The 12,782-nt window shown below is 39.7% G+C and carries 16 protein-coding genes; 6 read left to right on the top strand and 10 right to left on the bottom strand.

Annotated features, from left to right (window positions below; genetic code table 11):
• Positions 1-172: 172 nt before the first annotated feature.
• Positions 173-562 (bottom strand): hypothetical protein, encoded by a 390-nt coding sequence (locus tag FJ354_03255; GenBank protein MBM3905688.1) that lies wholly within the window; start codon positions 560-562, stop codon positions 173-175.
• Between the two features lie 73 nt (positions 563-635).
• A complete protein-coding gene (locus tag FJ354_03250; GenBank protein MBM3905687.1) occupies positions 636-1,961 on the bottom strand; it encodes a hypothetical protein in 1,326 nt (441 codons plus the stop codon).
• Between the two features lie 520 nt (positions 1,962-2,481).
• On the opposite strand from FJ354_03250, the gene FJ354_03245 reads away from it, so the two are divergent.
• Positions 2,482-2,775, top strand: a complete 294-nt coding sequence (locus FJ354_03245) for a hypothetical protein (GenBank protein ID MBM3905686.1) — start codon at positions 2,482-2,484, stop codon at positions 2,773-2,775.
• On the opposite strand, the gene FJ354_03240 is transcribed toward FJ354_03245, so the two are convergent.
• Entirely contained in the window at positions 2,764-3,342 is a 579-nt protein-coding gene (locus tag FJ354_03240) for a J domain-containing protein (protein MBM3905685.1), read from the bottom strand. The two genes, FJ354_03245 and FJ354_03240, sit on opposite strands and share 12 nt — an antisense overlap.
• Positions 3,343-3,379: 37 nt before the next feature.
• Complete coding sequence (locus FJ354_03235; GenBank protein ID MBM3905684.1) at positions 3,380-3,823, bottom strand: Lrp/AsnC family transcriptional regulator; 444 nt, start codon at positions 3,821-3,823, stop codon at positions 3,380-3,382.
• A gap of 105 nt (positions 3,824-3,928) precedes the next feature.
• Here FJ354_03235 and FJ354_03230 point away from each other — a divergent pair, with 105 nt between their 5' ends.
• Positions 3,929-4,168 (top strand): hypothetical protein, encoded by a 240-nt coding sequence (locus FJ354_03230; protein ID MBM3905683.1) that lies wholly within the window; start codon positions 3,929-3,931, stop codon positions 4,166-4,168.
• A gap of 536 nt (positions 4,169-4,704) precedes the next feature.
• Here the strand turns inward: FJ354_03230 and FJ354_03225 are convergent.
• The gene (locus FJ354_03225) at positions 4,705-5,487 is read right to left on the bottom strand and encodes a 2OG-Fe(II) oxygenase (protein ID MBM3905682.1); all 783 of its coding nucleotides are present in this window, start codon (positions 5,485-5,487) and stop codon (positions 4,705-4,707) included.
• Positions 5,488-5,778, bottom strand: a complete 291-nt coding sequence (locus tag FJ354_03220) for a hypothetical protein (protein ID MBM3905681.1) — start codon at positions 5,776-5,778, stop codon at positions 5,488-5,490. It abuts the gene before it with no gap.
• 691 nt (positions 5,779-6,469) lie between these two features.
• Between FJ354_03220 and FJ354_03215 the strand changes: the two genes are divergently transcribed.
• A complete protein-coding gene (locus tag FJ354_03215; GenBank protein MBM3905680.1) occupies positions 6,470-6,967 on the top strand; it encodes a tetratricopeptide repeat protein in 498 nt (165 codons plus the stop codon).
• Here the strand turns inward: FJ354_03215 and FJ354_03210 are convergent.
• Complete coding sequence (locus FJ354_03210) at positions 6,940-7,524, bottom strand: tetratricopeptide repeat protein (GenBank protein ID MBM3905679.1); 585 nt, start codon at positions 7,522-7,524, stop codon at positions 6,940-6,942. The two genes, FJ354_03215 and FJ354_03210, sit on opposite strands and share 28 nt — an antisense overlap.
• Before the next feature lie 278 nt (positions 7,525-7,802).
• Here FJ354_03210 and FJ354_03205 point away from each other — a divergent pair, with 278 nt between their 5' ends.
• Positions 7,803-8,534 carry a hypothetical protein gene (locus FJ354_03205; protein ID MBM3905678.1) on the top strand — a complete coding sequence of 244 codons (732 nt, stop codon included), beginning with the start codon at positions 7,803-7,805 and terminating at the stop codon, positions 8,532-8,534.
• A gap of 137 nt (positions 8,535-8,671) precedes the next feature.
• On the top strand, positions 8,672-9,769 hold the full coding sequence (locus FJ354_03200) for a radical SAM protein (GenBank protein MBM3905677.1): 1,098 nt from the start codon (positions 8,672-8,674) through the stop codon (positions 9,767-9,769).
• On the opposite strand, the gene FJ354_03195 is transcribed toward FJ354_03200, so the two are convergent.
• The 3 genes from FJ354_03195 to FJ354_03185 form a co-directional block, all read right to left on the bottom strand.
• Positions 9,755-10,060: an MTH1187 family thiamine-binding protein gene (locus tag FJ354_03195; protein ID MBM3905676.1), complete on the bottom strand. Its 306-nt coding sequence runs from the start codon at positions 10,058-10,060 to the stop codon at positions 9,755-9,757. The two genes, FJ354_03200 and FJ354_03195, sit on opposite strands and share 15 nt — an antisense overlap.
• Before the next feature lie 33 nt (positions 10,061-10,093).
• Positions 10,094-10,378, bottom strand: a complete 285-nt coding sequence (locus tag FJ354_03190; GenBank protein ID MBM3905675.1) for a hypothetical protein — start codon at positions 10,376-10,378, stop codon at positions 10,094-10,096.
• 270 nt (positions 10,379-10,648) lie between these two features.
• A complete protein-coding gene (locus FJ354_03185) occupies positions 10,649-11,467 on the bottom strand; it encodes an ABC transporter substrate-binding protein (protein ID MBM3905674.1) in 819 nt (272 codons plus the stop codon).
• 366 nt (positions 11,468-11,833) lie between these two features.
• Here FJ354_03185 and FJ354_03180 point away from each other — a divergent pair.
• On the top strand, positions 11,834-12,782 hold a 949-nt coding region (locus FJ354_03180; protein MBM3905673.1), incomplete at its 3' end, for a GTP-binding protein.

The following is a 12,782-nucleotide window of genomic DNA, read 5'->3' as shown; positions in this document are numbered from 1 at the left end:
TGTTTTGGACAAATCCAATATTAGCGTGAACCTGTAAAAATTATTTAACAGAATAGTGGAGCAGGGATCTTAATTTCGCTAATGAATCAACTACAATCCTTATCAATTCGGCTCGTTTTCCTTGTTTTCTTGGCTCACAATTCTTGATGTCTTATACACTGTTTATGGTAAATTAACTGACTAGGATTTTCAGATCTATTTTTTTTGCTAGTGCATTTGCATCCTTGATGGAATCCCAGACATAGATTTGAGCAGTATATGTTCCAGGTTCTGTTGGATTCCATGATATTGCTGGGGATAGTGATTGCTGTGGGTTGAGCGATGCGGAAATCCAAGTCAGCTTATAGATTATACCTGCATCGTCTACAATTTGAACAATATAGACAAAGGTCTGGGGCGTTGCCTGCTTATTTACAATATCTCCTGAAATTTGCACTTGCTGGTTTGCGTTGACGTTTTGCGATAATGCCTCACCGAAGGAATTGAGCAGGCGAGGATTCTTGATTTCGGCACGCTGTGTCCCATCCAGTGCAAAAACAGTATCAAATGAGGCAAAAGCCAAAACACAGATTGCGAAAATAGCAGCTAACCTTAGCACGAAACAATACAAAATTGTGTGATACTAAAGAGTTTGCCTATAATTCTATCCGGTAATAGTCCCAGCGCTCAGGGTCGAACTTTGTGACAAACTCGGCCTTTTCATTTCCCTCGATTCTTTTTTGTATTACGTCTCGGAGTGCAAAGCTGGTCAGGTACTGGTAATTCATCGAATGTGCCTGCATTGTAAAGAGATGCCTCATCTCACTTCCACCATGTAGTCCCCAGTAACCCATCTTAAGCCCAATTGGTTCTAGGAAAACTGTATTATGCTTGCCAAAGTTTTGGTCTACTATCTCTGGCCTGAGAATATAGTTTTCTAGCGGTCCGCCCTTGGCAAAGCCAATTATTTGGCCGTCAGAACTTCCGATGCGCAAAGTATTCAGAATCGTTTTTGGGTCTTCGACTGTTTTAATAAAATTTTCTCGGTTTATCTGAAGCGGTGTTGGAAGCTCGTTGAATATTTCAAATAATGTGGACTGGAATTCTCTATCTTGCCTTAAGCGCATCGCCTCTATTTTTGGAACCAACCTTAGGTTTTCATAGAGATAGTCTGATTGGACTTTGATCTCTAGCTGCCGTAGATTCAAAAATCCTGTCACTGCATCCATGAAATTTTTTCTCATGTTTTTTGGCAATGCATGTAATACTGTTTCACACATTTCGGATTCGCTGTTTAGAAGATCCTCAAAATAACCAACGGAGCGCTTTACAATAAACGATGGATGCCATGCCAATGCATGCGCGTTTTTCATTGCCATGTCCATTGCCTTTGCAAAATCTCCGAGAGAATATCCGCTGACTCGGTCTATTACGGACAATAGCCAGCCTAGACGCATGTAATAATCACGCATCTCTGGACTATCCTTAGTGATTGGGGACAAATCAAAGCATTTTGTGATTTGTTCCTCTGCGTGCTCTTTTAGCTCGCCGCGCCATGGATAAGTGGTTCGCAAAATAAGCACCATGATTATGTTAATGTCCAAGCCTGCATCTTTGAGGAGCTGACCCAAATGCTGGTCTTGCGTTAGGAATCTAATGACATTGTCTTCATGCGGCTTGTCGACACTTTTCTGGGGATCAAAATCATGAAACAAGGCTGCGGCATACATGTACTTGAAGTCTTCTTCTCTGATATTGTTGAGGATGCTTTTCCATTTTAGAACAACCAAGGTTACGTAGGTTACCTCTAGCTCATGTGTGATGTTATGGTATCCATAGTACTCCTTACCAAGCCCCTGGGTTTCAAAAAGCCTGATGGTATAGTCCAGCATTTTGTTATAGCAGGGACTATCTAGCCCACATGACACTGCTAGATCTAGAATTTCGTTTCGCAAGGTCTGTGGGTTGGCAAACAGCTGCATTAGTGTATGCTTGGATAGTCAGTTTTAAATCTGTAGCTAGATTTTTTGTGTAAAAATTATAATAAAATTTGCAAATTTTATAACAAATTTGCACTTTTCAATACAGTATGTAGTATTGGAGTGTGCGTCTTTGGCTTGCAAACATTACTTTTTGCCTGGACACGCCGGAGTTCTTGCACTGAAATCGATTTATGTGTAATTGAGCACAAAACTCGGTCAGATGAAAACAAGATCACCGATTATGAATATTCTTCATGAAGGAGTAACAGAAAAACAAAATCTACAAAAAACTCTAGTCGGAATTCGGCATTTCTCACTTCGAGGCACGGCTTGCACGCAAGCAGGTCAAAATCATTCTGATGTAGTATTCAGGGTATTGTAATTGGGAGTCGTAGAATTCTAAAGATTCAATACCTTTTCTATTCTCTTTTGTTTTGTGGCAATTAACAAAGAAATAATGGACAAACTTGTTGCGCAAAAAGAAAAAATCACACATTTAATAATCCAAAACAAAAGTTTTATGGCAATATCCTCGGAAATTGTTTTTTCTGATGTTCCAGTTAGCAGGCCTACTACTAGGGGGGGAGTGTATTTTTCTGACACTACTGCATACAAAGCAAAAATTCTAGTCACCGATTTTTCGATATCTCAGTTATTATCGCAGGCAATGCTTGGCCCAAACACAGAGTTTGCAAAAATCCAACTTGTGCCAGAATCTAACTCTGTGCAAATAATTGCAAATCTGACAAACTATGTACAGAAAAGCTCAGGCATTGAGCTAAACCTGACCATTATGGATACATTATCCAAATGATGCCTTGTAGTACTTGTCATAGTCCTTTCTGGTCTCTTCGTCTGAGAGAACCTCATATGCCTTATTGATCTCGGCAAACCTTTCGGCACTCTTTTCATCCTTTGACTTGTCAGGGTGGTATTCCTTTGCAAGCTGCCTGAACCTTGCCTTTATCTCTTCATGAGATGCCTCCATTGATACCCCAAGCACTCTGTAATAGTCTGGTAGGGTGGAATCTTGCATCATTCTGCGGAATTCTTGAGCCTCTTTGGATTTTTTCTCTCCAAAATATTCTTCATCGTCACGATTCCACTCGGAGTGGTATTTTTCATAGTCACGGTTTTTCTTTGAATCAAACTCTTTTTTTTCATAGTCTGATTTTCTGCGCAAAATAATATCTCGTGCAAGATACAAAAACAGGATTATGACAGCTATTGCTATTCCAATCATGGCTAGCCTGACGTCTTCTGGATTATAGTATTCTGAAATCTCCTCGGATCCTCGCTGTGGTTTTTCCATTATGACTTGTCCATATCCCAATACTGGTACTAACAAAAGCGCTAATGCCAAAAACACAAACTTGCTCATCGTTTCTCTGACTGACTCAAAATTTTATTAATATTGCCTATACTAGCCTAAAGTCTTCTTTGACCGTATTTAGGACGATGTTAGTGACTGTCTTGTCCACGTTTGGCTTGGATGATAGTGTTTTGACGAATTTACTTAGGTCGTCTCTGTTTTTGAACTTGGCAACAAGGACGGTATCGGATTCGCCTGTGACGTCATAGACGGCGCAGACGTTTTCCAGGGATGCAATGTCTTGCTCAATTTCGACCATCTTGCCTTTTTTTGTGTATATTTCTATGATGGCGGTGAGGTCGTATCCAAGCTTTTCATGGTCTATAATGGCGGTGTATCCTTTGATAATTTTTTTCTGCTCCATCTTTTTGATTCTAGTAAGGATGGTTACAGTTGACATGCCAAGCTTTAGCGCAAGCTGACGTGAAGATAGCCTTGCGTCGACTAGGAGGTTTTTGAGAATCTTTACGTCTGTTTTATCTAAAATCAACACTACAGTATTGCTTTACAAATATTAAAGGATATCATGTTTTTTTAAAAATATATTCAGCTTGTGATTGATGGGCAATAAATTCATCCATGACTATATGATATTGTGCTAGAAAAAAAGTTTGACTTTAACAAGCTGTACGCAAGAGTAGTTAGGTACTATCTGGACAGTAAGCACTACACTAAGGAGGCAGCAAACCAGATCGCCCAAAAGGTAGTGCAAAAAGAGCTCAGGCAAAGGACTTGCGGCAATGCAAAATGTGGGCACTTGTTACATGAACATCTGCGAAACTACGAGTCTTGCCTTGTTAGCAAGTGTAGTTGTGAGAGGTTCAGCAGAGCCTAATCCTGGATTCTTTGAACATAAAGTCCAGTGAGTATGGTTTTTGTAGGCATCTCAAGTTGTGGCGATATTTTTAGAATTCTTTCATTCTAGGTACCTGTTCAATAATCTGAGTGAAACTAATGCAAAAAAATAGCCAGTAGTGGGGAGATGACTCTCCTACATGTTGAAGAACAGGAACCACCACTGACAGCAAACATAGCTAATCTGAATTATTAAGCAAAAATCCATCTTTGGCTGTGTTGGCACTAGTTTTTTGAAAATTTAACCCAACACTAGCTAGTAACAAATCAACTAGATCCGTTCTAGCACACTGATACGACTGTATCTTTGTGAAGTTGAATCTGAATAAGTTATTTTCTAAAAAGTAACCAAATTCTAGTGCCGACAAAAATTCCTACAGCTGAAACAATTGCCACGACTGTAATTATTTGTTCAAAATTGTCCAATATTCGCACCTCTTTTTTTTATCTTCAGCATTTCTGATACTTTTCCAAGTCTACTGCCTCCAATTGTCACTAAACTAGATGATTTTTCTATCAAGACCAAGTTACAACTTTGTCCCCATGTCTAGAAAAAGCCAAAAACAATCCTAATGTTATGCGATTATTTGCTCTCACAGGAAGTATCTCATGATAATAAATTGGATTAATTATTACCAAATCTCCCTGATTTGGCTTTATTCTGACAGATTGGGTGCAATCTGCAATCACATCCCTTGAATAACCAAAATCGATGTTACGAAATTTTTCATCTGATTTTTTCCATGATTTTTTGTGCAATACTAATTCTCCGCCCTTCTTAGATTGTTGAATGTATAATACTGTAGATAATTGAATAGGAAATTTAGAAACACCAAAACTTCTTGCTTCAAATCTTGCATTATCTCTGTGTATTGAAGCAAAATCTCCTAATTCGTGCAGTCTGATTACCCCACATGCGTATTTTTTGCCGTTTTCAACTGCAATAGTAATCTGCTTTTCAGGAAAGAGTGCTTGTAACGCCGTGTGGATTTTTTTTCGAGGATCCTCCAAATCAGAAAACAGATCGCGTATTGTTTTTCTTAATGCATCAGCCTGAACAAAATACTCTGATTTTCTTGAAATAAACGATACAAGTGAAACACCTATCTTCTTAATTTTTTCATTATTTTCAAAGGTTTTTGTCTCAACTCTTTGGGCTATTGTTTTACATGAATCATTATTGTAAAAATTTCTAATTATTAATGCAGGTGACTCACCCGTGATGATTTTTTCTATTGTTTTTTTATTTTGACCTATCTCATTGTAATCTATTTCTATTGGGTTCCATTGCAAATTCATCTAATATCCGCCTTGTCCAGAATGCGAAACAACTGATTTGAGAGATCCATCACTTTCTCTGTCTTTGATTTCACATTTTACAAATGAACCACCCAAATTTTGTTCTAATTGCTCAATTGTACATTCATTGAGATCCGCAGGAAGGCTCATTATGTCAGTTTGAATAACTTTGATTTTCTCAATTTCTGAATAGTCTTTTTTATTCCCGTTTTTTCTGTGTGTTACATTCAATTCAAAGATATTACCTGACAAAACTTTACCTACATTTCCCCAAATTATGTCCATAATCATTCTCGTATTTTCTAATATTTATCAAGTGACTTTTTTTCCCTCTAGTGGTAATTTATTATAATTAGTGCCAAGGACGGAAAATAATTGTATTATTTCCTAAAAATTAAATGATATTTTATTAGACTAGAACAAAATTCATTTGTTTAATAAAAAGACGAGTAAGGTCATTGCATTAAAAGTCAGAAAGTAGGCCGACTCAAACCAAAACACGTTCCATTCACATATCATATGAAAGTCCGCACTAATCAAGAATTATCAGGTTATCAAAGTCTCAAAATTGTTCTTGGATTGAAAAAATCCTAGTTTTTGTCTAGGACTGTTTTCAGATCCAAGTGAGTATCAAAGATACTACCAAAGGCTATGAAATCAATTTAAAATGCCAGAATAAAAGAGTTTTTTTTGAACAACTGTCATCGCGCTGATAAATTGGCTACGTAAACGAATCTAGCACTCGGTTGTCCTTTTGCTCAATTATTTTATGCGTCCTCTCTAGGTGAGCGTTCAACCCGTTAGAAGAATAAAAGGTGATATTGCACTTTTCACACCGATTGGACATTGCAGTGTTTTGGGTGGTTTTGGATAAAACTGAACTGGTGAGTCTGTCATTAGCTTGGACTGACACATTTGCACAACAATGTCTACAAATCCCAATGATGCCATAGTAAGACTAATGTCCATTGTTGTATCAGTAATTTCATTGAACTTGGAGAAAATTCTGAATCAGGCGTCAGAGTTGTGCCATGAGGGCGAATTTGCCGAGGCAATAACGCTTTACAACAAGATACTGGACTCTGATCCTGATCATCTGGATGCCATAATTGACAAGGGAGTGGCATTACAAAATCTGGGCAAATTCAAACAAGCACTCAAGTGCTTTGAGAAGGCAACTAGGCTCAGCCCTGACAGCGTTACCGCAGTTCTAAACAAAGGGACCGCGCTACATAGCCTTGGAAGATTTGATGAGGCAATAGCCTGCTATGATAGGGCGTTGTTTTTGGATAAAAAATGCGCAATGGCACTTGCTTACAAGGGCATGTCTTTTGGCGAGCAGGGAAAAATAAAAGAGGCTCTGACCTGCTTCAAAAACGCACTGCAAATTGACAAGGACTATGACATTGCTCAAATATCCAAAGAGATTGCGGAAAAACTACTAAAGTCCAATCAAGAGACGATGCGCAAAAATTCCTGATCTGTACTGTATTTGGCAAACGCGCTGTGGTTTTTTGCCTTGGCTTTAAGGTGCTGGTCGGAACTTATTGCCTGTGCCAGTATGTCTGTCATCTGGAAGCTTTGTGTTTTTGCCAACGATACGGCCTTGTCAAAGAGGACCTCTGCGTTTTGCGGATATGATGATAAAATCCTATCACAACATTGGATGGATTCCGCATAATTTCCAATTGCTGCCAGGATTCTCTCCATGTGATATAGGGCAATATTGTCGTCTGGATTTGAATTGAGAACTTGCCTACAAATTTCTAGTGCGGCATCATATGACTTGGTTTTGCGCAATGAAGAGATCTTGTTTACAAGCAGTGTTTTTTCATTTGGGTATAGTTTTAGGCCTAGGTCATAACACGCAATTGCATCTGCATATTTTTTGAGCTTGCCAAGTGCGTAACCTTTGTTGTTAATCGCATCTAGGCTGTCTGGGTTTTTTTGCAGAATCTGATCATACAATGATACTGCATCATCGAATTGTTTTGCCAAAAACAGCTTGACTGCCGCGTGTAATTGCTCCTCTGACATTTCTAAAATACAGTTACGTCACCGGGGACTGGCTCTCGTTTCTGGTTTTCATGGTAGCTGACAAATTCAGCGTGTTGCTCTTTTTGGTGCGCTCTAAGTAATTCTATTGTATCAAATGCGTTATTGCAAATGTAGCATTTTGGCTTGAATTCATCTGTTAGTGGAAGTACCATAGTATGATTTGGCATTGAGGCTAACTAAACTTTTCAAGTGGTAAATTATCAAATCAGGGAGAAATCATTCCACAATATAAATACCAGCAAAAATAGTTTTGTGGTATGCAAAGACTAGGAATCCTAGCATCACTAATACTACTAAGTGCAGCACTGGTTGGACCAGCAGGCTTGTCGTTTGCACAAACCACTGAGACAAACCCTACTAGCACTGAAACAACTACAACACCGGCTCCTAAGACAACACCGCCGGCAAAGGAAAAACAAACTACAGCAGAGAAAATAGCAGAATTTGAAAAAGCCCAAGAGGAAAAACTCAAAAAACTAGAGACGCAGCGCCAAATAAAACTAAAGGAAAATCAAATAAAGAATAAGGAAATACTAGAAAAACTTAAGCAAAATCAAAAAGACCTCGACGCAAAGCGAAAAGAACTAGAAGAAATGCGCGAAGCTCAACGCCAAGAACTACTCCAAAAAAGACAACAAAAACTAGATGAATACAAGGCAATAAAAGACAACGCACAGGCCCAAATCGACGAGCAAAAGAAAAAACGCGATGCAACAATCACAGAACAAAAGCAGGGTAACACACGGGAATCCCTGGACAAAGCAAAGCAAGACCTAGGTGAGACAGCAAAGAAGGCAAAAGTGGACTCCATGATTGATCAAAAGAACATACAGAAAATGATGGAGAAAAAAAACAAGGAAGCAATCAAGGCACTTAAAGAAGAGCAAAAGAAACTAGACGAAAAGCAAAAGCAAACAGAACAGAAAAACTATGAACTCAAGCAGGCAAAGATAAAGGCGGAAAAGGCATCACAGACAGCCAAAAAATAATAACCACGCTGAAAAAAGATTCAAATCAAAAAAGCAAAAGTAAGACTCGATTCATCACCCTCACAAACATGCTGCCCAAAAATTTGTCTATTTTGATACGTTTGTTTTATATTTACAAATCAGGGAATAGCTAGCAAATGCTGCGCGACATTATTGTTGATTCAAAGGCAATAGATAGAGCACTTGCAGGAGAAGAACTATCATACAATGATGGGCTGGAACTGATAAATTCTGATAACCAGTTTGTAGTGGGAGCAACAGCTGACTTGGTTAGAAAAAAACTAGTCGGCAATACCATTACATTTGCTGCATCGTACTACATGAATTACACAAATCTTTGTGCTGCCAGCTGTCAAATGTGTGCATTTTATCGCAAGGGAGACGAATCTGATGCGTATACGTTAACTCCTCAGCAAATAGAGGCGCGAATCGCCGCGGCAAAATCCTTGGGTGCAACCGAGGTTCACATTGTAGGCGGATTCCATCCAAGCTTGCAGTTAGACTATTACGAAAACATGATGAGAATAATCAAAAAGAACCACCCAGACCTTACCATCAAGGCGTTTACTGCAGCCGAGATATTCTTCCTATCAAAGCTTACCAAGACATCAGTCAAGGAAATACTATCACGCCTCAAGTCTGCAGGCCTTGATTCCATGCCTGGCGGTGGCGCAGAAATATTCCACCCTGAAATCAGAAACCAAATTGTTAGGGGCAAGTGCTCAGGCCAAGAATGGCTTGACACTATAGAGCAAGCTCACAACCTTGGAATCAAAAGCAATGTCACGATGCTGTACGGTCACATTGAAAAGCCAGAGCACATAATTGATCACCTCATCAAGGTGCGTGAGCTCCAAAAAAAGACGGGCGGATTTATCACGTTTATTCCGCTAAAGTTCAGTCTGGACAACACCGAGCTGGAACAAAAACACCAAGTTAATCACGAGTCATCAGCAATTTATGATCTGAAAATAATCTCACTATCTAGACTGATGCTTGCAGGCCATCTAAACAACATCTCGGTATATTGGGTCGCGTTGGGCAAGAAGTTGGCCCAAGTAGCACTGTCCAATGGTGGAAGTGATCTGGTTGGAACTGCATTCTCTGAAGAGATTTACCGTGCAGCCGGCAAGCCTACACATTCATCTGTAATGGAGCTTGCAACCATGGTAAAGGAAATAGGACGCTCGCCTGCCCAGCGAAACACATTCTTCAAGGTATTACGCACCTTTTAGGTACCTGTCCAAGGATTTCATTTTATCATCTGCTGTTTGTTTTTTGTCTGTCCTGGAATCAATCTTGAGGATTACTTCGACTCGCTTTACTCCTAATCTGTGGATTATCTCCGTCATTGATTTTGTTGCATCAAAGATATCCTGAATGTCGTCTGATTCCAGTATTGTGCCCATTGGCGTGGTTTGGTGTTTAATTTTAGTGCCAATTGACTCGATTGCCCTTGCTATGTAAAAGCTAAGGCTGGGTGAATCCGTGCCTACTGGATAAAGGCTGATTTCTGCTGTGACCAATTATGGTGTATGTGTAGATTTTGGTTAAAATCTTTAGGATGCCTCTGGGGGCTTTTTTTCTATTGTCTTTGCGCCGCCTTTCTTTCTTCTTGCCCCAAAACTTATCATTACAAACAAAAAGCCTAGCCCTGCCAGTATTGCGGCCAAAGTCGAATATTCCTCATGTGTTCTTTCTCTGTTCATCAAATCAAAGACCTGCTCTTCTGTCATGCCGGCCTTGCCAATGGGTACATTAGAATTCAGATAGGAAAGCAAGACTAAACCGACAATTAGCATTGCGAGTCCGCCCCCAAGTATTTTTTTGTCTACTAGTACCATGATGTCAATACACATACATCATTATTATACAAATCGTACCACTATACACCTGTACAAAAAACCAAGATGATACAATATCCGATCTGAACGAATGTAAAGATAAGCCGTCTTATTTGAACAAATGTCTAGTTGCTCACCAATCATCTTTATGTATTAAATTTGGCATATAGTATACGAAGCAAACACAATCTTGTCCTCATCACAATGGTGGTATTGATGTTTCAAGTAAGCGATTATTTTTTGAATCGCCGTGTTCCGCTTCCTCCTATCTCAACTTAATTGTATTTTGAATTTTGGAATAAGATTCTTCTTTGCCGCCATCTCAAAAAACGTCTTAATTGACTGCTCGCCCTCTTTTCCCATGTCAACAGTGACATCGTTTACGTACATTCTGACAAATTTTTCAATTAGGCCTTCTGGCTTGCCTCTGCTATACTGCATGGAATATTCTAGTGCTTCTTTTTGGTGCTCTAGGCCATATACAATGGAATCATGCAGGTACTTGTCAAATTTTTGGATGGTTTTTCTGTCAAACCGATTACTCATCACATTGGTGCCCAATGGGACTGGCAAGTGCGTAGACTGATCCCACCATTTTCCGACATCTAGAATTTTAGTCAGTTTTTCTGATTCATACGACAGCTGGGTCTCGTGAATTACCAGGCCTGCATCAACAGTTCCGTCTAGAACTGCTGCCGGAATATCGCTGAATTTCATCTCTACAAAGTCGAATTTTCCAATCATTAGCTGTAATAGCAAAAAAGCTGATGTCATTTTTCCGGGAATGGCAATCTTTGACTTGGCGAGTTTATCTTGCGGCATGTCGTTTTTTGCAATGACTATTGGCCCATAACCAATTCCAAAGCTTCCGCCACTTCGCAGAATTGTGTGGTTTGGCAAATATGCACAGGCATGGACAGACACTGCCGTGACGTCAAGCTCGTCATTTAGCGCCCTTTTGTTTAGCTCTTCAATGTCTGCAATGACATGTTGAATTGTAAAATCATCTGACGGTACATTGCCTGTGAGCATTCCATAAAACATGAATGCGTCATCCGAGTCTGGAGTGTGGCCCACGGATATCCTCATGTTTTTGGTCTTTTTGATGTGGTAATAATAATTAGGCCATTTTTGCAAGCTAGTGAGTAATGTCTTTTTCAGTCACAAACCCTGCCGATTCTTTTGTTGCGGCTGACTATGCCATGAACCTGATAAACGACTAGTATCTTTGCAGCCTCCATTAGTTAATGGAAATGCATCAACGCGGGTCTTGTTTTACATTATTGTCACACAGATGATTCCAATGGAATTGACACAAAAAAGGAAAATCACGGACTGTTATTTTGCAAGACAAAAAAAGTCCGAGTTGCAAGCTCTGAGATGATCAATTAGCTATGAAAACCTGATCGGACAGAAATAAGGTTTAATACACCTCCGAAAAAAACTCAATCAAATATGAAGTACAAGGCAACAGAGCAGATCCTAAAGATCATCAAAAACAAGGAAAATATCCGCAACTTTGGTGTAATTGCTCACGTAGACCATGGCAAGACAACCATGAGTGACAACCTACTAGGATATGCAGGAATCATCTCTCCTCAGGCAGCAGGACGTGCACTAGCCTTGGATTCCATGAAGCTTGAACAAGACCGTCAGATGACAATTGTGCAGGCAAACGTTACACTACTTTTCGAAAAACAAAACCAGGAATATGTCGTAAACATGATTGACACACCTGGACACATTGACTTTACAGGACGTGTCACCAGAAGCCTCAGGGCAATCGATGGTGCAGTTGTGGTATCCGACTCTGTAGAAGGAATCATGACTCAGACTGAAACTGTAACTAGACAAGCATTAGAAGAGCGTGTGCGACCAGTATTATACATCAACAAAATCGACAGACTCATCAAAGAATTAAGATTAACACCGGACAAAATGCAAGAATGGCTTGCAAACATTGTTTCTACTTTTAACGGACTAATTGATACCTATGCAGAACCTGAATACAGGGAAAAGTGGAAGGTCTCAATTCAGGACGGCTCTGTATCATTTGGTTCTGCCAAAGATAGATGGGGCTTTAACATTGATGTGATGAAGGAAAAAGGAATTTCGTTTAAGGACATTTACGCGGCATACCAGGACGGAGCAAACGTGGATGACTTGGCAAAAAAAGCACCACTGGCAGAAGCAGTCCTTGGAATGGTTGTAAAGCACCACCCGCCACCACACGTAGCACAAAAGTACAGAATTCCAAAAATCTGGAAAGGCGACTTAGAATCCGAGATTGGCAAAGCAATTCTGAATTGCGATGACAATGGTCCTGCGGTAATGATGATTGTAAACATGGCAATGGATCCTGCGGCAGGTCCGGTAGCAATTGGAAGATTGTTCTCGGGCACAC

The sequence above is a fragment of the Nitrososphaerota archaeon genome, from assembly GCA_016872055.1.
Lineage (GTDB): Archaea > Thermoproteota > Nitrososphaeria > Nitrososphaerales > Nitrosopumilaceae > Nitrosotenuis.
This window is presented reverse-complemented; position numbering and strand designations above follow the sequence as displayed.

What these genes read in the sequence shown, in the direction of transcription:
- FJ354_03250 (MBM3905687.1), bottom strand. Translation starts at nt 1,961, where the DNA reads ATGCAGCTGTTTGCCAACCCACAGACCTTGCGAAACGAAATTCTAGAT.
- FJ354_03200 (MBM3905677.1), top strand. Translation starts at nt 8,672, where the DNA reads ATGCTGCGCGACATTATTGTTGATTCAAAGGCAATAGATAGAGCACTT.
- FJ354_03205 (MBM3905678.1), top strand. Translation starts at nt 7,803, where the DNA reads ATGCAAAGACTAGGAATCCTAGCATCACTAATACTACTAAGTGCAGCA.
- FJ354_03240 (MBM3905685.1), bottom strand. Translation starts at nt 3,342, where the DNA reads ATGAGCAAGTTTGTGTTTTTGGCATTAGCGCTTTTGTTAGTACCAGTA.
- FJ354_03220 (MBM3905681.1), bottom strand. Translation starts at nt 5,778, where the DNA reads ATGATTATGGACATAATTTGGGGAAATGTAGGTAAAGTTTTGTCAGGT.
- FJ354_03245 (MBM3905686.1), top strand. Translation starts at nt 2,482, where the DNA reads ATGGCAATATCCTCGGAAATTGTTTTTTCTGATGTTCCAGTTAGCAGG.
- FJ354_03190 (MBM3905675.1), bottom strand. Translation starts at nt 10,378, where the DNA reads ATGGTACTAGTAGACAAAAAAATACTTGGGGGCGGACTCGCAATGCTA.
- FJ354_03210 (MBM3905679.1), bottom strand. Translation starts at nt 7,524, where the DNA reads ATGTCAGAGGAGCAATTACACGCGGCAGTCAAGCTGTTTTTGGCAAAA.
- FJ354_03225 (MBM3905682.1), bottom strand. Translation starts at nt 5,487, where the DNA reads ATGAATTTGCAATGGAACCCAATAGAAATAGATTACAATGAGATAGGT.
- FJ354_03185 (MBM3905674.1), bottom strand. Translation starts at nt 11,467, where the DNA reads ATGAGGATATCCGTGGGCCACACTCCAGACTCGGATGACGCATTCATG.